At 42.2% G+C, this 20,184-nt stretch carries 14 protein-coding genes and 4 pseudogenes; 9 read left to right on the top strand and 9 right to left on the bottom strand.

The annotated features are described in order from the left end of the window. Nucleotides 1-176 precede the first annotated feature (176 nt). Both ACFG4S_RS28660 and ACFG4S_RS28655 read left to right on the top strand, forming a co-directional pair. On the top strand, nt 177-2,510 hold the full coding sequence (locus tag ACFG4S_RS28660) for an AMP-binding protein (RefSeq protein ID WP_392532296.1): 2,334 nt from the start codon (nt 177-179) through the stop codon (nt 2,508-2,510). 133 nt (nt 2,511-2,643) lie between these two features. Then, nucleotides 2,644-3,609, top strand: a complete 966-nt coding sequence (locus ACFG4S_RS28655; RefSeq protein WP_392536101.1) for a transposase — start codon at nt 2,644-2,646, stop codon at nt 3,607-3,609. Nucleotides 3,610-3,993: 384 nt separating this feature from the next. Here ACFG4S_RS28655 and ACFG4S_RS28650 read toward each other — a convergent pair. Beyond that, nucleotides 3,994-4,626 (bottom strand): annotated as a pseudogene (locus tag ACFG4S_RS28650) (IS5 family transposase); the annotation flags it as partial. Between the two features lie 309 nt (nt 4,627-4,935). On the opposite strand from ACFG4S_RS28650, the gene ACFG4S_RS28645 reads away from it, so the two are divergent. Next, nucleotides 4,936-5,847: an IS982 family transposase gene (locus ACFG4S_RS28645; RefSeq protein ID WP_392530720.1), complete on the top strand. Its 912-nt coding sequence runs from the start codon at nt 4,936-4,938 to the stop codon at nt 5,845-5,847. 445 nt (nt 5,848-6,292) lie between these two features. After that, nucleotides 6,293-6,870, top strand: a pseudogene (locus ACFG4S_RS28640) (transposase); the annotation flags it as partial. 267 nt (nt 6,871-7,137) lie between these two features. Here ACFG4S_RS28640 and ACFG4S_RS28635 read toward each other — a convergent pair. The 7 genes and pseudogenes from ACFG4S_RS28635 to ACFG4S_RS28605 all read right to left on the bottom strand — a co-directional run. Beyond that, nucleotides 7,138-8,583, bottom strand: a complete 1,446-nt coding sequence (locus ACFG4S_RS28635) for an ATP-binding protein (protein ID WP_392532295.1) — start codon at nt 8,581-8,583, stop codon at nt 7,138-7,140. Nucleotides 8,584-9,125: 542 nt separating this feature from the next. Beyond that, entirely contained in the window at nt 9,126-9,266 is a 141-nt protein-coding gene (locus tag ACFG4S_RS28630; protein WP_392532294.1) for a hypothetical protein, read from the bottom strand. Further along, complete coding sequence (locus ACFG4S_RS28625; RefSeq protein WP_392532293.1) at nt 9,253-9,525, bottom strand: hypothetical protein; 273 nt, start codon at nt 9,523-9,525, stop codon at nt 9,253-9,255. The genes ACFG4S_RS28630 and ACFG4S_RS28625 overlap by 14 nt, the downstream gene beginning before the upstream one ends. 164 nt (nt 9,526-9,689) lie before the next feature. After that, nucleotides 9,690-10,523, bottom strand: a complete 834-nt coding sequence (locus tag ACFG4S_RS28620) for a hypothetical protein (RefSeq protein WP_392532292.1) — start codon at nt 10,521-10,523, stop codon at nt 9,690-9,692. Between the two features lie 10 nt (nt 10,524-10,533). Then, on the bottom strand, nt 10,534-10,911 hold the full coding sequence (locus ACFG4S_RS28615) for a hypothetical protein (protein ID WP_392532291.1): 378 nt from the start codon (nt 10,909-10,911) through the stop codon (nt 10,534-10,536). A 151-nt stretch (nt 10,912-11,062) separates the two neighbouring features. Then, on the bottom strand, nt 11,063-11,392 hold the full coding sequence (locus ACFG4S_RS28610) for a DnaB-like helicase C-terminal domain-containing protein (RefSeq protein WP_392532290.1): 330 nt from the start codon (nt 11,390-11,392) through the stop codon (nt 11,063-11,065). A gap of 41 nt (nt 11,393-11,433) precedes the next feature. Further along, nucleotides 11,434-11,815, bottom strand: a pseudogene (locus ACFG4S_RS28605) (IS4 family transposase); the annotation flags it as partial. Between the two features lie 62 nt (nt 11,816-11,877). Here ACFG4S_RS28605 and ACFG4S_RS28600 point away from each other — a divergent pair. After that, nucleotides 11,878-12,952 (top strand): annotated as a pseudogene (locus ACFG4S_RS28600) (IS630 family transposase). A gap of 238 nt (nt 12,953-13,190) precedes the next feature. Here ACFG4S_RS28600 and ACFG4S_RS28595 read toward each other — a convergent pair. Continuing rightward, the gene (locus ACFG4S_RS28595; protein ID WP_392532289.1) at nt 13,191-13,721 is read right to left on the bottom strand and encodes a thermonuclease family protein; all 531 of its coding nucleotides are present in this window, start codon (nt 13,719-13,721) and stop codon (nt 13,191-13,193) included. 318 nt (nt 13,722-14,039) lie between these two features. On the opposite strand from ACFG4S_RS28595, the gene ACFG4S_RS28590 reads away from it, so the two are divergent. The 4 genes from ACFG4S_RS28590 to ACFG4S_RS28575 all read left to right on the top strand — a co-directional run bounded on the left by ACFG4S_RS28590 (nt 14,040) and on the right by ACFG4S_RS28575 (nt 20,177). Next, entirely contained in the window at nt 14,040-15,602 is a 1,563-nt protein-coding gene (locus tag ACFG4S_RS28590) for a CheR family methyltransferase (RefSeq protein WP_392532288.1), read from the top strand. Next, entirely contained in the window at nt 15,592-16,677 is a 1,086-nt protein-coding gene (locus tag ACFG4S_RS28585; RefSeq protein WP_392532287.1) for a chemotaxis protein CheW, read from the top strand. The genes ACFG4S_RS28590 and ACFG4S_RS28585 overlap by 11 nt, the downstream gene beginning before the upstream one ends. Before the next feature lie 257 nt (nt 16,678-16,934). After that, the gene (locus ACFG4S_RS28580; protein WP_392532286.1) at nt 16,935-18,392 is read left to right on the top strand and encodes a methyl-accepting chemotaxis protein; all 1,458 of its coding nucleotides are present in this window, start codon (nt 16,935-16,937) and stop codon (nt 18,390-18,392) included. 378 nt (nt 18,393-18,770) lie between these two features. Beyond that, on the top strand, nt 18,771-20,177 hold the full coding sequence (locus tag ACFG4S_RS28575) for a methyl-accepting chemotaxis protein (RefSeq protein ID WP_392532285.1): 1,407 nt from the start codon (nt 18,771-18,773) through the stop codon (nt 20,175-20,177). The last annotated feature ends 7 nt before the right edge of the window (nt 20,178-20,184 follow it).

Below are 20,184 nucleotides of genomic sequence, written 5' to 3'. Positions count from 1 at the left end.
TGAAGCGCTAGAACAAACATACAATGGCTGGTTACGGACAATCTGACAGGTGGTTTAGAAAATAGCTGGCAGTCTAAGGAAAAGCCGCTACTCTTCAAGTTCTGCTTTGTAGTATGTATCTAAATGTTAATAAGTGTTCTAATTTTGACAATTGAAAATCTGAAAGCGAATATCTTATGAATTTATTAGATTTATTGGCAGGTAGTGACGAACAAATAGCCTTAGTCACGCCAGGTCGTCCGACTTTGACTTACAAGCAACTACGAGAAAATGTTGTTGAACTGGTATCTCAGCTTAATAGCTTTGGTTTAAAACGGGGAAATCGCATTGCGCTTGCAATCCCCAATAGCCCAGAAATGATAATTACATTTCTAGCTAGCGCTCTTTGTGCGATTGCTTGTCCATTAAATTCAAGATATAAAAAAGAAGAATTTTCTTTTTACTATAAAGATACCCAAGCCAAAGCGTTGATTACTTTACCTGGAACTGTTGAACAAGCTTTGGCTGCCTTAACGCCAGAAATGATGCTACTTTATGCTCATACCAAAGCTAACGGTACACTTAGATTTGAAGGTATTTCTGAAGTCAATTGTCCCCACCCAGTAGAAGTAGCATCTCCTGACGACGTGGCGGTGATTTTGCATACGAGTGGCACAACTAGTCGTCCTAAGCGAGTTCCAATTCGTCATCGTCATCTAGCAGCATCAGCCGCTCACATTCAAAAAGCTTATTCTTTGATGGCAGATGACAAAACTCTTTTAATTATGCCACTGTTTCACATTCACGGGCTGGTAGGGTCGATGCTGTCAACATTTGCTTCTGGCGGAACGGTGATTTGTCCAGTTGGGTTTAATAGTTTAGAGTTTTGGCAACTAGTTGAAAAGTTTAAACCCACTTGGTATTCAGCGGCACCAACCATCCATCAAATGGTATTAGATCAGGCAAATAACAACTTAGAGATTGTTGAAACTAACCGTTTTCGTTTTGTGCGTTCCAGCAGCGCTCCTTTGTCACCCATTGTGATTGAGCAGATGGAGGCAACATTAAAAGCTCCTGTGTTGGAGTCCTACAGTATGACAGAAGCTGCACACATGATGACGACTAATCCTTTACCGCCGACTGTACGCAAACTAGGAAGTGTAGGTTACAGCAAAGAAGTAAAAGTCGAAATTATGGACAAGAGCGGTAATTTACTTCCCAAAGGTAAATTAGGGGAAGTAGTGATCAAAGGAACCAATATTATTGACGGTTACGAACATGACCCAGAAGTAAACGCTAGTGCTTTTGTCAACGGTTGGTTTCGCACTGGCGATCAAGGTAAACTAGATGAAGATGGGTATTTATTTCTTACCGGACGTTTAAAAGAACTCATTAACCGGGGTGGTGAAAAAATTTCTCCTGTAGAAATAGATGACGTATTATTACGCCATCCTGCTGTAAAAGAAGCTCTCGCCTTTGCTGTGACCCATAAAACACTAGGAGAAAACATTCATGCAGCATTGGTGTTAAACACTGAAGTGGATGAACAAGAACTGCGCTTACACTGCTTAGAGCGATTGGCAGACTTCAAAGTACCGGCTCGATTTCACATTCTTGACGAACTCCCTCGTGGAGATACTGGGAAACTTCAACGTCTCTCTATGGCAAAATTACTCAACATTAAACCGCCTGAAGAACGTCAGCAGCAGTTGCAAGAAACTATAATCTTTCCCAGTGACACTGTAGAGATAAAACTAGCCAAGATTTGGGAACGGGTGCTAGATGTTAGCCCAATTGGAGTTAAGGACAACTTCTTTGAACTGGGCGGCGATTCTCTAAAAGCTTTTAGCTTGTTAGAACCTATTCAACAGCAGTTTGGAAAAGAATTAACTGCTTCAATTCTTTTCCAAGGTCCAACTATAGAACACCTTGCTCTGGCAATCCGTGAAGAAATAAATATACAATCTTGGTCGCCGTTAGTACCACTCCAACCTAATGGTAGCAAGCAACCTTTTTTCTGCGTACCTGGAGTTGAAGGAATTCCAATCTATCTTTATCAATTAGCACAGGCTTTGGGTTCAGACCAACCCTTTTATGGGTTGCAAGCTCGGGGACTGGATGGAAAATCTCAACCTTTCACTCAGCTTGAAGATATGGCCGCATACTACATTCAAGCAATTCAGGCAGTCCAACCAAATGGTCCTTACCTTCTTGGTGGTCACTGCTTTGGCTCAAAAGTTGCATTTGAGATGGCACAGCAGTTTCAGCAAAAGGGACATGAAGTTGCTTTGGTTGCTATTTTCGATGCTCCACCACCTATACTTCAACTTAATACTAAGTTAGATGATATTAAATTATTAAGTGGTTTGCTTAGGAACATCGAGTTGATGTATGGTAAAAAGCTGGATATCAGTAATGAATTTCTTCAATCTCTAGCACCCGATAAACAACTCAAATACATTGGAGAGCAGTTACAGCAGATTAATTTTTCTCCGTCTGGAAGTAAAATACAGTTACCTTATGGTATTTAGGACTTACGCATTGACAGAATAACAAAATAGTGAATTCATAAATAAGGGTTGTTTACTTTATAGGTATCGGACAATTAGAGAAATTACTAAACCATCCACAGGACAATGCAATCTAGACCTCTACACCTTATTTCTGCTGTCAGAGCCAAAGTTTGGGGGGTGCAGTAGGTTGGCAGAGATATTGGGAGACGTTTCACATGATAGTGTGAATCGGTTTTTGTTGAGAGAGAGATACGAAGCGAAAGATTTATTCAACATAGTAGAGAAAATCATTAACTTGGTAGGAGGGATATTAAGTGTAGACGATACAGTAATAGAAAAGATTTACAGCGACCCAAAAAATGCCGAATTAATCAGTTATTTTTGGTCAGTAAAAGCCCATAAAGCTATTATTGGCTTAAATTTAATCACTTTATATTACAGCGATACTAACGGTAATTCAGTCCCAATAAATTACAGAATATATGACAAAAAGGAGGCGAAAACAAAAAACGATTATTTTCGAGAAATGGTGAGTGAAATAATAAGCTGGGGAGTCAAGCCAAGAATAGTAACAGGAGATAGTTGGTATTCAGGAGTAGAGAATTTAAAATTTCTAAAAAACCAGAAGCTGGGTTTTCTATTCGGGATTGAAAAAAATAGAACTGTCTCAAATGAACCGCATAAGTATTGCCAGGTAAGTACTTTGGTGATTCCAGAGTCAGGATTAAGAACTCATCTGAAAGAATTTGGATTCATAAAGTTGTTTAGGAAAGACTTCAAGAAAGAAGACTCTAGACACTATATTTTGTATGTTCCAGATGAAGAAAGAATCAAGGACATAACCAGAAATGAATTTATCACAATTCATGATACCCATTGGGGAATTGAAACCTTTCATCGAGCCATAAAACAAGTATGTGGAATTTGTCGATTCATGGTTAGGGATACCTATGCAATCAAGACTCACATATTTTGTTCACTTCAAGCTTTTATTAGATTGGAGTTTATGCGGTCTGAAAAAATAATTAGCAATTGGTACGAGGTACAACGGAATATGTTCACATTAGTTGTACGTGAGCATATTTTTGCAAACCTTAGCAGTGATGGCATTATCTAGACTTCATAGATGATCCTTTTTGTCAATGCGTAAGTCCTAGTATTTTAAAAGTCATTAAGGCAAATCATCAACTTTGTTATTCTCAAAAGCAAATTTATAAAACTCCCATCATAGTATTTCGTGCTCTTGATATTTCTCCTGAATTTGTTGATCTTATCCCTTCAGAACTTTGGCAGGAGGAATCCTATGGCTGGAGTCAATTTATCGGTGAGCCAGTTAAGACTTATTCAATTGAAGGAAATCATACAACAATAATGACAATGCCTCATGTTCAAGAACTTGCTAAGTATTTAAAGGTTTGCCTTAGTACTACAGTTGTACCCTGACAGGGCTTTGTTGCATGAAAGGAAAAAAAGACACACCAATCCGAAGTGACGATAGGAATTAGTCTTCAACTTTATAAAAGTCGGGCTTACCTAACTGAATCATGCGATTGAGCGTAGCGCATTGTAAGAATAACTCGACAGCCTGATTATCAAAAAAGCGTCGTCTCAACTTGCCACCAAAGATGATTTTGAGGCGAAAGATCGCTGTTTCGGACAATGAACGGCGATGATACCCGCTTTCAAGTTTCCACTGCTTACGCCCGACTTGGTTCACCCGCTGCGGATTTTCATCTCTAGGGTGTGGCTGTGCTTGATTATTTGGTTGTTGAATTTTGGCGTTGCTACGAGGTGGAATTGTCGCTTTTGCCCCGCGCTCGGCAATAGTATCATAACAGTCAAATGTGTCATAGCCACCATCACCACAAACCTGCGCTATCAGCGCATCTATCTGCTCCAATATGTCTGTTAGCACCTGACAATCAGCTACATCATTAGTAGTGACAACTGCGCCGAGAATTTCTCCACTCTCTTCATCAACTCCTAGATGCAATTTGCGCCATGTCCGCCTTTTACCAATCCCATGTGTACGCACTTTCCATTCGCCTTCACCATAGACTTTCACCCCAGTTGAATCTACGACTACATGAACTGCCTTGTTCTTTGGAATTACTGGCAGTTCTACCGACAGCTTGCTTAAAAGCTATTCACTTTAACTTCAGACTCTAGAAGGCTCAAAAGTTTTTCTTCTAACTCAGTTAAATAAGGCCGATTCACCTTTCCCAATAACTGCAACAGACTTTAAACTGTCTCCTCCAGCGAATCGGAATACACCTGATTAATGCGAGTTCGACGGTTAGAAAAAGCCAAAAAAGCTTGCCATATATAGATTTGCACAATTGGGTATTGTTCAGGCGATCGCTACGATTGATTGAGAATCTGTGAAAAAGTGACAAAAAAATGCCGAGACTAAAAATATCTAAGAAAAATCAAGGTCTCGGCTATGTCTACCATTGTATCTCGGCTCGATATCACTCAAATATTCTGGGATGTAGATGATTTCTGTAACCAATGGGAAAATCTATGGCAGCAAATACCACAATTACCGTCTACTTCTGGAGAGCGTCGCAGTAAATCGAGGATGTGTTTATCAGAGGTAATGACAATAGTCATTGCGTTTCATGGCAGTGGATATAAGACTTTCAAGGAATTCTACACTCTGCATGTGCTTCAAAGTTGGCATCAAGCATTTCCGAATTTGGTCAGCTACACTCGGTTTGTGGAATTGATGCCTTGGTGCTTAATGTTATTATGTTGCTTTTTACATACACGTACAGGAGAAATTACAGGGATTAGCTTTATTGATTCCACTCCGATTAATGTTTGTCATAACTGTCGAGCCCATTCTCATAAGGTATTTAAAGGCTTAGTAGAATGGGGTAAAAATTCTGTAGGTTGGCACTTTGGATTTAAACTTCATTTGATTATTAATGATTGCGGAGAATTACTTGCATTTTCATTAACTCCGGCGAATGTAGATGACCGAAAACCAGTTCCAGAAATGACTCGTGACTTAATTGGTAAACTTTTTGGTGACAGAGGATACATCTCTCAAAAATTATTTGAGGAGTTATATGAGCGCGGATTGCAGTTAGTCACAAAATCTAAGAAGAAAATGAAAAACCGTTTGGTAAAACTGATTGATAAGATTCTGTTACGCAAACGCGCTGTGATTGAGTCCGTCAATGACCATCTAAAAAATATATGTCAAATCGAACATTCTCGCCATCGTAGTCCATTTAACTTTTTGGTTAATTTAATGGCTGGTTTAGCTGCTTATACTTATTTGCCTAAAAAACCTTCTATTGACATTTACCCAAAAGGCTTACTTGCTCTACCTCCTGCCCTTTTTTAGCTCTGTCGAACTCACGTTGATTAATGCGATCGCAAATCACCTGCATCTGCTGACATTCGGCAGGCAGGTAGTTGAAGGACTTCAGGTGCTGCAAACGGTGTACTCACCATCCCAGAGTTTTACAGTGCAGCTGAATTCACCTACATGGTTGACTATTCCCCAACATCCACTTTTGCCCCATCCGTGAGAGGTTAAAATAAAGCGCATTTTGTCAATTAGTTAAAATACTCAAAATAGCCTTATTGAAAATGATAATCGTGCGTGGGGGAGGGGAAAGGAGGCGAGCGTCGCTCGCCTCCTTTCCCCTCTGTTTGATTATCATTATCAAAAACTTTTTGAGAGTTAAAATTTCAAGCGAAAAGGTATTGTAACGGCAGAATAAATTTATAAGAAGTGGGCAACATTGTTAGGTAAATTCAATTATTAAACGAGTTAATGAAAAGTTTGGTTTACCGCCATGCCCAAGCGACCAAAGCAAAACTCTGACCACGTACACAAACATAATACTCCTACTAAAGACCGATTGATTCAACTTGGCACTGTTCGTCGTGGCGCACCAGTACTCACTTTACGTTTAATAGAAATTAAGGTTGGTAAAAGCACATATTCTTATGTTACTTCTGTCCTCGATCCACAAATATTACCTCAGAGATGTTGTGGCAGATTTATATCGCCGAAGATGGAGAGTTGAAGAAGCTTTTTACACAGTCAAACGCCTGCTGGGACTATCTTATTTATGGACTGGTTCTATTAATGGTGTGAAGTTACAAGTCTGGGCTACCTGGCTGTTTTATGCTGTTTTGGTTGACTTGGGAGATGCGGTTGCTGACGAATTATCTCTACCGTTTGACCGCATTTCTTTGGAGATGATTTTCCGGGGTTTGTACCATTTTAGTGTTGCCTACGACAAAGGTAACGCTGATGACCCGATTAAGTACTTTGCTGCAAAAGAAAATCAAGATTTAGGAGTTTGTCAAAGCCATACGAAAGCCAGTCTCAAAGCTGGATTTATCGCCTTTTCCCGCACCCTCTTGACAAAAGTCCAATCACTCTAACCTCTCACTGATGACCCAGCCGTAGCAGTTTCGTTAGGGAATTCGTACCAGTCAGGAAAGCCTTGTAACTTCGCCGCTCCCGCAAGACACTCCACCCTCAGCCGGACCCCACCAACTGCCCCCGATAGAACTCCTGCTGTAACCCCGAAAGCACTGCCAGCACCCCAAGTTCCGACCAATCCCCAAAATCCTCGCTATATTCCAGATACCTGCAATCACACATTTTGAATCAAAATTACTGTTTGGGTTGTACAACTGGAATTGTAATAATAAGTTCTGCTCCCTCTTCAAGAGAAGAAACACACTCTAACGAACCACCATGCCGTTCGGTAATAATCTGATAGCTAATCGATAAACCTAAACCAGTACCTTTCCCCACATCTTTGGTAGTAAAAAAAGGATCAAATAACTTTTGTTTAACTTGTTCGGGAATACCAAGGCCATTATCGATGATCCGAATAACTATTTGTTGAGGATTCAGTTGTTGAGTACAAATCCGAATTTGTGGGTGGTTATGCGAGAGTTTCCCTTGAATTAATGCCTCTTCTAAAGCATCGATTGCATTGGACAAAATATTCATAAATACTTGATTTAGCTGGCCAGCATAGCACTCAACTAAAGGTAAATCGTCATAATCTTTAAGAACCTGAATTTCTACATGATTAGCTCTGGGTTTTAAACGATGCTCTAAAATACTCAATGTACTTTCAATACCCTGATGAATATCTACTGCTTTTAACTCGGCTTCATCTAGCCGCGAAAAGATACGAAGAGAAACTACAATTTGCTGTATGCGTTCAGCACCAATTTCCATTGAAGAGAGTAATTTTAGCAAATCTTCTACTAAAAAATCGAATTCCATCTCTTGAATTGTCATTTGAATTTCTTGAGCCGGATTCGGATAGTTTATGCGGTAAAGATGAAGTAGATTCAGTAGTTGTTGGATATATTTGTTAGCGTAAGTTAAATTGCCGGAGATAAAATTTACTGGATTATTGATTTCATGGGCAACTCCAGCAACTAATTGACCCAGAGAAGACATTTTCTCACTTTGGATAAGTTGAGCTTGAGTACTTTGTAATTTTTTGAGAGTTTGCTCTAGTTCTATTGCTTGCTGTTTGAGTTGAGCCTCTGCTTGTTTATGTTCCGTAATGTCGTATCGAACCACTAATAAATATTTAGGCTGTCCTTGAGAATCAAGAATCGGAGCTTTTTTAATCTGCAAAATGCGGGTTTCGCCGCTTTTTGTCCGAATTATTTCTTCAGGAATCTCTAATAATTTTTTGCTATTAAGTGCTTCGCGATCTCGCGTAGTAAAAAAATCGGCCTCTTCTCTGGGGAATAGGTCGTAGTCGTTCTTTCCTAAAATTTCATCGGCACTGACACCAGCTAACTTTTCCGCAGCTTGATTACATAAGACAATTCGCAGATCAACCACATCTTTGACAAAAACTGCTACAGGCATGGTTTGAATCACAGAATACAGAAACTGTTGAGTAGTTTGGAGTTGTTCTTCTATCCGTTGGCGCTCAAGCAGTGCAGCTTGCTGTTCGCTCTTGTGTTGCTTTAATTGAGTAGTATATTCTAGAACTGCCTGGCGTAGTTCAGCATTATCTGTTTTTAGTTGCTGAAGGCATTGACGTAATCTAGTTAACTCTTGATTTAACTCTTCAATAGACATACAAATTCACTAATTTTTAGTTTTAAACATTGAGAAGGCTATGCATATCTCAATACAGTGAATTGATTTATCTATTCCCAAAGTAAAGTAACTTGAAAATGTGATAGTCATGTGGAAGTTTTGTTTTGGTACAGTTGCTCATATATATGAATTTGTTGGTGAAGAAGTTATCGTTAGATAAATTGGACAAATCTACTGTCATCAAAAAAGCCTGAGATCATTTTGCCCAAATCAATATCAAATATTAACTACTAGTTACATTTAAATCCCCTAGTTTTCATAACAGCGAGAGCCTTATATCACTAGGGTTCTGCCGTTGCCAATTCACCCAAAGCTCAATCAACTGCTGCCGAAGAGTGAAGAATCCCTCGCAACCGACGCTCGTACTCTCTTTTCAGCTTCAGCATCTTGAGCTGATGACTTCCACCATTTCAAAAGTTCTGGAGTTGGCGCGAACAGTGGGAGGTGTTTGCCTTTCCAGTTTTCGGGAGGATACAACGAGATTGAAATGCTTTCGCCACGATAATATGAGGTCAAGACTGTCATAATCGCACCCTCTCCAAATCGTAGTCAGTTACCCGTGCGATGGAATCTCTAGACGTAAAAACCTCGTCACCTTTTTCAGAAATGCTGGGAGACATCCATTCCACACTGTAAAACCACGCATCGTTAATCCAGGTCATCGGTAGTTTCGCCGCCCTTACCTGCTTTGGCTGTCTGGGCAAGGCAGGTAAGGGCACAATCATCAGGCACTTCAAAAATCCCCAGTTGCCCAATGTAAGGAATCGGTGTGATTTCTCGCGGATTCTCCAGCTTCCAGTGATATTGCCCAGGCATTCCCCAGCCAGACGCAACTTGTGAAAACTTGCAATCAACTATTGTGACAATACCGATGACTTGACCGCGACGTAGAGAGATTAACTCTGGGATTACTACCCCCATCCCTTGGCAAAATTCTCTCGCTAGCTGATACTCTTTCTTGGTACAGGTTTTTGCAGCGTGAATCAGAATGTCGCCGCGATAATTGATAGGCCAGCCTCGGTTTTCAACATTTTTGAGAGCATAAAGAATTGCCCATGCCCAAGGCTAACGAACGGATAGCGCTTTCATGAATTGACCTCTAAAAATGGCAATAGCGATAGTTGTACAGGAGAATCAATTACAGATTGGCGGTAGTTCAAAGCATGATTCCAGTCGTTAGCATATTGATATTTTTTTTGTTTGCGAGGCTTCCCATAACTTCCCAGTGAGCCGGCTTGAGAATCAACTGAATAAAAACAACTGCGAATCGCTGCATCAGCTAAAGCAGTTCGTTTAACTCCGAAGCCGTGATAGCGAAAATCTGTTGGCAGTCGGTGGAGGATTGCCCAAATTGAACCAGGATTAGAATTTCGCTTACAGACTGAGCCAATACCAACCCAATCACCAGTCTTGATGCGTGAGCCGTAATTATCCAAGTGCCTCATGTAATCATCTGGCTCGTAAGCCTGTAGCACGGGCATGATATGAGGTGGTGCTTCACCAGTGGATTGGGCTAATTTGTCTAGCTCTTGAACTAGGCGATCATAGCGATGCAAGGTCAAACGTTGATGAGTTGGGATGTCTAGCCCTGTGATAGAGAGGATATAACTCTCACACATATAATCCTGAACCACCACGGCCACAAGATTACAGCAGTTTTTGAATCGCCAGATAACTTGAGCGTAAGTCCTGGTGGGTAAATGATTTTTGTAGCCGTAGAGTCTAGAGATACGGCTAAATGCACCACTGTCAATAATAACTGGTTGGTTTCCACCATCAAAAAGAGCTTTTCGGCAAGTATATGAGTTGCCTCTTCTCTTAAAAAAGCCATTTACCGAAATCATAACAGGGCAATTCAGTCCAGCAATTTTTTCAGGAAAGTTACACCCCAGAAAGTATATTGGTTTAGTTTTATTCATCTACCACCCTCTAAAAATTCAGCAATTGAACATAAGCATCCAACGCTGCAAGTGCTGGATGTGGATGTGGCTGTGACTTTAAGCCATTAGAGATTGTAACGATAGTCCCAAGTTCAATCATGGTAAAATTGATATTACTTTGACGGGCAGAACAACGATATAAGACTGTTAGTAAAACAAAGTTTAATTGTTCTAAAATCAAGTCTTCGCCCAGATGAAGCCGCCATGTAAAATTTTCTGAATTAATTGAGCGCCAAGGGTTACTAAAAGAGGAGTTTTCAACCATTGGTAGTATCTTGATCTGGTATCTGTAGTGTCCGGTAGTAGAGCATTCATTAGGCGCAAGAGTAGCCCATTGTTGTAAGAGTTGATGGTAAGTTTGAACCATTTATTATTCTCCTGTTCTATTTCAATTTGGAATGCGCTCGCTTCGATTTCATGCTCAGAATTTGTCAATTAAATAATTCAGCGCTCGACCATATTGGCTATATCCTGTGCCATTTGTTGCATATTCTTTTAGTTCATTGATGTACACAAAATTACCTGGCCAAGTTCAAAAATTTTGATGTAGATAAATCGCACAACATCGTCGCAGTACCGAGCTTACCGTAAAGGCGGTTTTTCTCAACAATCAACTCAATAGTGCGGTCGCTTGGGTCTTTTGTGTAGACAGCATCGCGGTAAAGCATAATTAACTGGTCACAAACCTCAAAGATTTCACCAGAATTACGTAACAGATGACGATTGGGGCGTTTATCAGCCGTTGTTTGATTCCCCCGATTAATTTGACAGCCCAAGAAAACAGGGATTTTGTGAGACTTGGCGATATCCCGAATCTGGCGGGTAATCTTGCCGACTTCAAAAGCCATATTTCCACCATCAGTGAGAGGTTAGAGTGATTGGACTTTTGTCAAGAGGGTGCGGGAAAAGGCGATAAATCCAGCTTTGAGACTGGCTTTCGTATGGCTTTGACAAACTCCTAAATCTTGATTTTCTTTTGCAGCAAAGTACTTAATCGGGTCATCAGCGTTACCTTTGTCGTAGGCAACACTAAAATGGTACAAACCCCGGAAAATCATCTCCAAAGAAATGCGGTCAAACGGTAGAGATAATTCGTCAGCAACCGCATCTCCCAAGTCAACCAAAACAGCATAAAACAGCCAGGTAGCCCAGACTTGTAACTTCACACCATTAATAGAACCAGTCCATAAATAAGATAGTCCCAGCAGGCGTTTGACTGTGTAAAAAGCTTCTTCAACTCTCCATCTTCGGCGATATAAATCTGCCACAACATCTCTGATACCAAGTTGCGATAGATAGTATTATTTAGAGGAAGTAAAATCAGTGTGCAGTGATGCCTCGGACTCGGATCGATATCATTCCTCACCTGGATTATGCAGAGTTAAACCAACGCTATCGTCGTTGTCGAGATGTCAAAGAACGGACTCGATGGTTGGTGATTCGCCTATTGAGCCGACCTGGTAATCCGATGAAAGTTGAGCAAGTAGCGTCGATTACAGGCTTAAGTGCTGATTGGGTGCGGAAAATTGCTCGTCGTTACAACACTACTGGACCAGAGGGGATTGTAGACGGACATCAAAAAAGCCCCGGAGGCAAACACAAAGCCTTAACAACAGAACAACTTGAGGAACTTTTTAAAAAATTAAAGTTACCTCCAGAAGATGGTGGTTTGTGGAGTGGACCAAAAGTTGGAGAATTGATTAAACAACAGTTTGGCATTAGTATACATCGGGCAACAGCATGGAAGTATCTCAAACACTTAGGTTTTAGTTTACAAGCGCCGAGACCTTTACACGAGCGTAGCGCCACCCCAGAGCAAAGGGCATTTTTTAAAGCCCAACTCCAGTCCTTCGTCCGATTAATGCCTTGGTTATGCCCTCATAAGCGTGTAGAAGTATGGGCACAGGACGAGGCACGTTTAGGACTCAAACCAGTTGTCCGTCGAACTTGGGCGCTCATTGGTCAACGTCCAAATGCTGATCGTTATCCGCGCTACAAGTGGTTATACACCTACGGTTTTGTCCACCCTCAAACTGGCAATAGCTGTTTATTTATTTTGCCCAGAGTGAATACGACTGTAATGCAAATTGCACTTAATGCCTTTGCGGCTCAAGTTAACTCTACTGGTGACAAGTTAATTATTTTACTTGTTGACCAAGCCGGTTGGCATACCACTCGTCATCTCACTGTCCCAAAAGACATCATCATGTACTCTCTTCCTCCATACCAGGACTCAACTTAACCCAACTGAGTGTATCTGGCCATTACTGAGAGAACGATTAGCCAATCAAGTATTTCATACTCTCGATTCTTTAGAGACCGTCTTGATTGAACGCTGTCAATGGTTGATGAATAATCCCACCACTGTGAAAGGAAAAGTCGGATTTTCCTGGTTGTGTTCAATATAACCAAATGTAACAATACTATCTTTGGCAACTTCGTATAATTTAATCTCGACAAAACTCGGAGCTAATTTATTTGATTCATAGTTCTAATTTACTATGTCAATAATTTTAGTTTATAACTTTCATTTATTACTCTAATTTATGATTTCAGTCTTTAACATCTTCATTTATTTATCTTAGACTCATTCCTGCCCTCAGTTCTTATTACCCCTTATTGACACTCTCATTTTGATGCCATTTTTTATGATTCATGGTTACTCAAATCTCTTTTTTGACTAATAATGTCTATTTTGTTTCTCACTTGACTTTTTTCTCTCCGTAATTTCCCTTTGTGACAGTTAGGGGTGCGGAAGGTAGGATTCAAATCAGGTGAATTCTTTGGAATGCAAAAATCTGGGTAAGAGGGATCACAGTTATTCTGTTGCTGCGGTTGAATCGCCTGAGAAGTTGTCTTTTGGGTAGCTCTGTGGCGGAAGTCCCAAGGCATCACACGATTAGCCTGACTCCAAAATGCTAAACGCTGTTGTTTGGCGGTGTTTTCACCCTGCAACAAACTATCTTTAGATTGTGGGCAACCTTTGAGGTACTGACGATAGACCACAGCCTGACCCTCTTGCACCATATTGAGGTTGACACTGAGATTCTCGACAAACACCTCTGCGACCAAGCGCTTGTATTTGTCAGTTTCAATAGCACGTAGGGTAATTCCTTGTCCCACTGGCAGCAATTGTTTGAGTCTTGTTGATGAAGCTATCCCCCTGTGGTAGATCACACCATCGACACGCAGTAATCAAAATATACAGTAGACTATTTAATACATAGCGATATGTAGCATGAGGCATTCCTTTGCCACGCTTTTCTGGCTCCTTGGGAAACATATCCTCAAATAACTTCTATTCCAGGTCGCTCAATCCTTCAAAACGTCCGGACATCACACCATACGCTCAACTCCATTGAGAAGTAGATTACCACATTCTTGCATTAGTGGGATAGGTTCTTGTATATCAGTTCAATACCAAATATCATACAAATCCGAATAAAAAAATTGAAATGGGAAACCTAAGCGTATCGGCTCAAAAATCATGTAGTGATGAATCAGATAAGCAGCGATCGCCCCATTTTACTTGAACCTAATTCTCAACACAGTGATAACTTTAGTTTGTTACAGATGGTCGATCTGATTGCTGAAACATTCGGCATTCACATCAAGGCACAGTATCAAGATAGATTAAAGAAAAATCTTTTAACTCGCATCCGGGCGCTGGGATTATGCTCACTCAATGAGTATTATCAGTTCTTGGTGGCAAGAAATCAATTAGTTCCTGGTGCGACTGAGTGGCAAGAACTAATCTCTTTACTCACTGTCACTGAAACTTATTTTTTTCGGGATCAGGGGCAGATGTGGCTGCTCAAAAATCAGCTGCTCCCAGAGTTAATTGAGCGCAAACGGGAGCTTAGTTTAACTCAGTACAACGCTGCTGGCAATGGAGAATTTTATCGGCCGACATTACGGCTTTGGAGTGCCGGGTGTTCGACTGGTGAAGAAGCTTACTCACTTGCCATTCTGGTGAAGGAACTAATCCCTGACAATCAGACATGGGACATTCTGATTTTAGGCACAGATATTAATCAACGCGCGATCGCCCTGGCTCAACAAGGAATTTATAGCGATTGGTCTTTTCGGACAACCACTCCAGAGATTAAAGATCGCTACTTTCGATCCCACAAAAAAGGTTGGAAAATCGATCCTGCTATTCAAGCAATGGTTACATTTCAACCTGGAAACCTAATGCAGGATAACTATCCCGCTTACGCATCCAGCATTTACGATTTCGATTTGATTATTTGCCGGAATGTGTTTATTTATTTTGACTTCAACGCGATCGCCCAAGTTATAGACAAGTTTTACTGCTCTCTGACACCGGGAGGGTTTCTGCTCACAGGACACACGGAATTACAGGGGCAAAAAACTGAACCGTTTCAAGTCAAAAATTTTCTGCAATCTGCGGTTTATCAAAGGCATCCCTCACTCGACGAGCAGAGCAAAGCCTTAAATACCATAACACCTGCTGCCATTGAGAGCAGGGAAACCGAAATTTCTTACCCCTCTCTCCCAAGCTTGGAGACGGGCTTCGATGTGAGCGCCAACACTCAAACTCTTTTAGATACAGCCAAAGAATCGCTAATTCAAGAAGCTTATGCCGATGTCATTCAAATAGCCCAACAACTGATTGCTGTTGCCCCCCAACACTTTCAGGCATATTGTTTGATGGCAGAAGCTTACGCGAATTTTGGCAATTACTCCCAGGCGAATCAGGCGTGTCAGCAGGCACTCCAGATCAGCCCATTGGCGATCGAACCCTATCATTTGTTGGCTCAAATCGCCGAAGAACAAGGAGATAGCGACAGTGCCAAATTATTTTTAAAACGTATTATTTATCTCGCTCCTAATTCTGTTACTGCTCACCTGGAATTGGGTTCTATATACGAACGAGAGGGAAATGAAAAACAGGCTCAAAAAACCTGGCGATCGCTTCTAGAAATTTTGGAAAATCTACCCCAACAAGCGATCGATTCCCATAACCAGCAAACCCCTGCTGAATTAAAAGCACACGTTCTTAAGCACTTAAATTCAACTAGTTATGAGCCATGAATCTTATTTAATGTTTAAACTCAATCACTCAGGCTATGGGATTCCGGCTACAGCCGTGCAAGAACTCTTCTTTCTGCCAGAAGTGACTGCGATCGCACAAACTCCTAGTACAATTTTAGGCGTGATTAACCTGCGAGGGAAGTTTCTCCCCGTCATGGATTTATATCGCCGTTTAGAACAAGCACGTCCCCCTTTTCAATTGACTGACAGCATGATTGTCGTGGAGTGGCAAACTCAACGAATCGGAATCATCGTCAATCAAGTGGATAGCGTACAAGCGATCGCACCCGATCGGATCGCTGCCAATGTTTGTAGTCAGTCAAAAGAGAATTTGCAAGATAGATTAGTGACTGGCATTGCCAACGTTGAGGAGGGCATCGTTACATTGCTCAATCCCGAACTGTTGGTGCAACACGCCTTTATAGAGACTGTTTTCAATCTCAATTCTGATTTTAACAACAGCTCAGTTAATGACACACTAAAACACCCCTCTGATTCAGCCCTAAATCAAGGCTTATACGCTCATTTCGATTCGCAGGAGCGACAGATTTTGCAAGAGCGAACTGAAGCCCTCCGATGTTCGGTTGATGACGAAGATTCGGCGTCGCTCTTGCCTCTAGCGGTTGTCGGGTTGGCGGGTGAGTACTTTGGGTTTGGCTTAGAAACGGTGCATGAGTTTACCGAGATTCACAAGATTACCCCAATTCCCTGCTGTCCACCGCACATTGTTGGCAACATCAACTTGCGGGGCGAAATTGTCACCTTAATTAACATCAATAATGTAGTCGATCTGCCCATGAATGGAGTGCGATCGCCTACGGCGGGGCGTAGCCCATCGCATCAGCAAGCCGTTGTCGTGCGTCTGGAGCAACGAGTGGCGGGCATTGCTGTGGATGACATTTTTGATGTGACGTATATCCATCCCTCCCAAATGACCACGGCTCCAATTGCCCTGCATTCTGCCAAGGACGACTATCTCCAGGGTGTCGCACCTTATCGCGATCGCATGATGAGCATTATCAATTTGTCTAAATTGCTTACTTCAGAGGTGTTGGTTGTCAATGAAGAAGTCTAACGCCTATAAATCTAGTAGTTCGCCAAGGGAACTTGGTGGGGAAAAGTTTTAAATCCCTTACCCTTTACCCAGCCCTCACAAGCACATTGTTAGGTTGACAGAAGCACTAGTGATGCCCAGGTTTGTAGTGAGCGATTTATCGCTCAAATCAAGGACTAAAGTCCTTACTACGAACTTGTGTAATTTTCCGTTGATTTAAGAGTGCGATCGCAAAGATTACAAATGATAGAAATCATTCACTCACAAGAGATAACAAGATGGAAAATAAGCGAAATTGGAAACTGAGATACTGGATTATGGGCAGCTATGGGGTTCCCATTCTGGCGTTGATAATTTCTGCGGGGCTGATATTTATTAATATCAACCTAGTGAGTCAGCGATCGCAAGATTTAGTTTCTTCCTATAACATTAATTCAGCGATTAATGCCCTTGCTACGAATGTGCAGAGCGGTTCTAAGTCAGTTCGGGGCTATTTGCTAGAAAAAAATCAGACATCTTTTGACGAATATCAAAAATCTCAAAGAAGCTTCAACGAGCTTTTGTCAAAGCTTATGTCGCTTGCCAGAACAGAGCAAGAGCAACAGTCATTAACCAGGCTAGAGGGACTGCTGAATAACTTAATGGTTGTTGAGGATGATTTGATTGGCAAAGTGAATCAAGGTAAGCTTCAGGAAGCTGTTGAAACCTGGAGTCACGAAAATGCCCGCAGTATGGTCGATCGCCTGACAAGTGCGATCGATGAAATCCAGCGCCGAGAAGACCAGAATGTAATTTTGGCTGCCAAGGAACAGCAAGCAGCGCTCGATACGCTCAAGCTCACAATTCTGTCCGCGACTGGACTTTCCTTGCTGTTGTCGGTTCTGACTGGCATCTGGATAATTAGCCGCACTGCTCGACGGATAAATGAATCAGCCAGTGCGATCGCTACCTCGACGGCTGAAATTGCCGCCACAATTGAGCAACAAGAACGCACTGCCAACCAACAGGCAGCCTCGGTCAGCGAAACTACTACTACAATGGACGAACTCAGCGCCTCTGCTCAACAGTCTGCCCAGCAAGCATCCACTGCCTCAACCAGCGCTCAACAAGTTTTAAATTTGGCAGATCAAGGCAATCAATCACTGAACCGCACCTTGGAAGGAATGGCAGCCTTGAGCCACAGAGTTAGTGCAGTAGCAGACCAAATGCTGCGCCTGAACGAACAAACTAAGCAAATTGGCAATATTTCCGGGTTGGTGAGCGACCTAGCAAATCAAACCAATATGCTAGCGCTAAATGCGGCAGTAGAGGCAGTCCGGGCGGGGGAACAGGGGAAGGGCTTTGCAATCGTCGCCGCCGAAATTCGCAAACTGGCAGATCGGAGTAAGCGATCGGCTGAAAAAATTAATGTGCTGGTGAATGACATTCAATTCGCCATCAACTCAACCGTTGTGATGACAGATGAAAGTACAAAAACTGCTCAACAGGGCGCGGCAATAACCAAGCAGACGGTGGAGGTCTTTACCAGTGTCACCGATGCCGTCAACCGAATGGTGTTGAATATTCAGCAAATCTCGCTAAACGCTAGCCAGCAATCCATTGCGGTTCAGCAAATTTTACAAGCAATGAATGCACTTAATAACTCTGCTAGAGAGACAGCCATCGGCATCAGTCAGACTCGCGTTAGCACTCACCAACTCAATGATGCAGCTTATAAGCTACAGAGTGTTGTGTAATCGGGGGAAGGAAGGGGGAAAGGGAAAGGGGAAGGGGGAAGGGGGAAGGGGGAAAGGGGAAGGGGGCAATGTAACAAAGGTGCAGGTCAATGCAACAAAGGTGTAGGTCAATGCAACAAAGGTGCAGGTCGATGCAACAAAGGTGCAGGTCGATGCAACAAAGGTGCAGGTCGATGCAACAAAGGTGTAGATTAAGAGATTTGTGTGTATACCGCAATACTGTTCAGTTAAGCATTTTTAACTTGAAATTGGGCTTTGGGAAAAGTTACTAGGTTTGGGTTAAAAGCTTTTCTTTCCCCTTTCCCCTTTCCCCTTTCCCCTTTCCCCTTAGCAATATCTGGAAATTCTCTAACTTATTCACTTACAGGAGATCGCAAGATGGAAAGCAAACGAAACTGGAGACTAAGATACTGGATTATTAGCGGGTATGCAGTTCCCGTGCTGGCATTGTTAGTTTCTGCTGGAATGACGATTGTCAGTATCAACACGGTGAACCAACGGTCAGAAAATTTATTGTCTTCTTATGACATTAACTCAATACTCGACGATCTTTCTGTTAGTGTGCAAAGTAGTTCTAAGGCAAATCGAGGCTATTTGTTAGAAAAAAATCAGCAATCGCTTGAGAGCTACCAAAAGGCTCAAAAGGATTCCAAGGAATTTCTCGCAAAACTGATGACACTTGCCCGATCGCCAGAGGAACGACAGTCTTTAACCAAACTAGAGGAACTGCTGAATAAACAGATTGCTTTTGACGATAACCTGATGGCAAGAGTGGATCGGGGCAAAGTCAAAGAAGCTGTTGAAAGCTGGAGTCAGGGAAATTCCCGCAATCAAGGGCAGGATGTCGTAGACATGATTCAAGAAATGCAGCAGCGAGAAGATCAGACTTTTGCAATTGCCGCGAAAGAGCAACAAGAGGCGCTTAATGCTCTTAGGTTCACGGTGACGTTAGCAAGTGGACTCTCCTTGCTGCTATCTATTTTAATTGGCATCTGGGTCATTAGCCGCACTTCCCGCCAGATGAACGCCTCTGCCAGCGCGATCGCCACTTCTACAACCGAAATTGCTACGACGATTGAGCAGCAAGAACGCGCCACCATTCAACAAGCCACTTCTGTCAACCAAACTACCACGACAATGGATGAATTGGCGGCTTCCTCGCGCCAGTCTGCCGAACAAGCAGAAGCCTCAGCCGCAGGGGCGCGGCAGGTGTTGTTGCTGGTGGATGGTCGCACTCAAGAGGGTCAATTCAGCCAATCGAGTCTACGCGAGAAAGTAGGCGATATTGCCGCCCAAATTCTCCATCTCAGCGAACAAACCAATCAAATCGGCACGATCTCCACCCTGGTTAGTGATTTAGCAAGTCAAACTAATATGCTAGCGCTCAACGCGGCAGTAGAAGCCGTGCGAGCCGGGGAACATGGCAAAGGCTTTGCGGTTGTTGCTGCCGAAATTCGCAAACTGGCAGACCAGAGTAAGCGATCGGCTGAAAAAATTAATGTACTGGTTTTAGATATTCAAAAATCGACCAATTCCACCGTGATGGTGACAGATGAAGGCACGAAAACTGTAGAAAAGATTGTGGATGCCATCAAAACGATCGCGCTAAATGGTCAACAAATTTCCCTAACTTCCAATCAACAGGCGATCGCGGTGCAACAGGTGGTAGAAGCCATGAACTCGCTGAATATTTCCGCTAGGGAAACTGCCTCTGGTATTAGTCAAATTAAAGTCGGCACTCAACGGCTGAATGATGCTGCCCAAGAACTAAAAGCCGTTGTGTAAAAACATA

The sequence above is a fragment of the Nostoc sp. C117 genome (assembly GCF_043099735.1).
Classification (GTDB): Bacteria; Cyanobacteriota; Cyanobacteriia; order Cyanobacteriales; family Nostocaceae; genus Nostoc.
The sequence above is the reverse complement of the archived record's forward strand: the minus strand, read 5'-3'. Positions and strand labels throughout refer to the sequence as shown.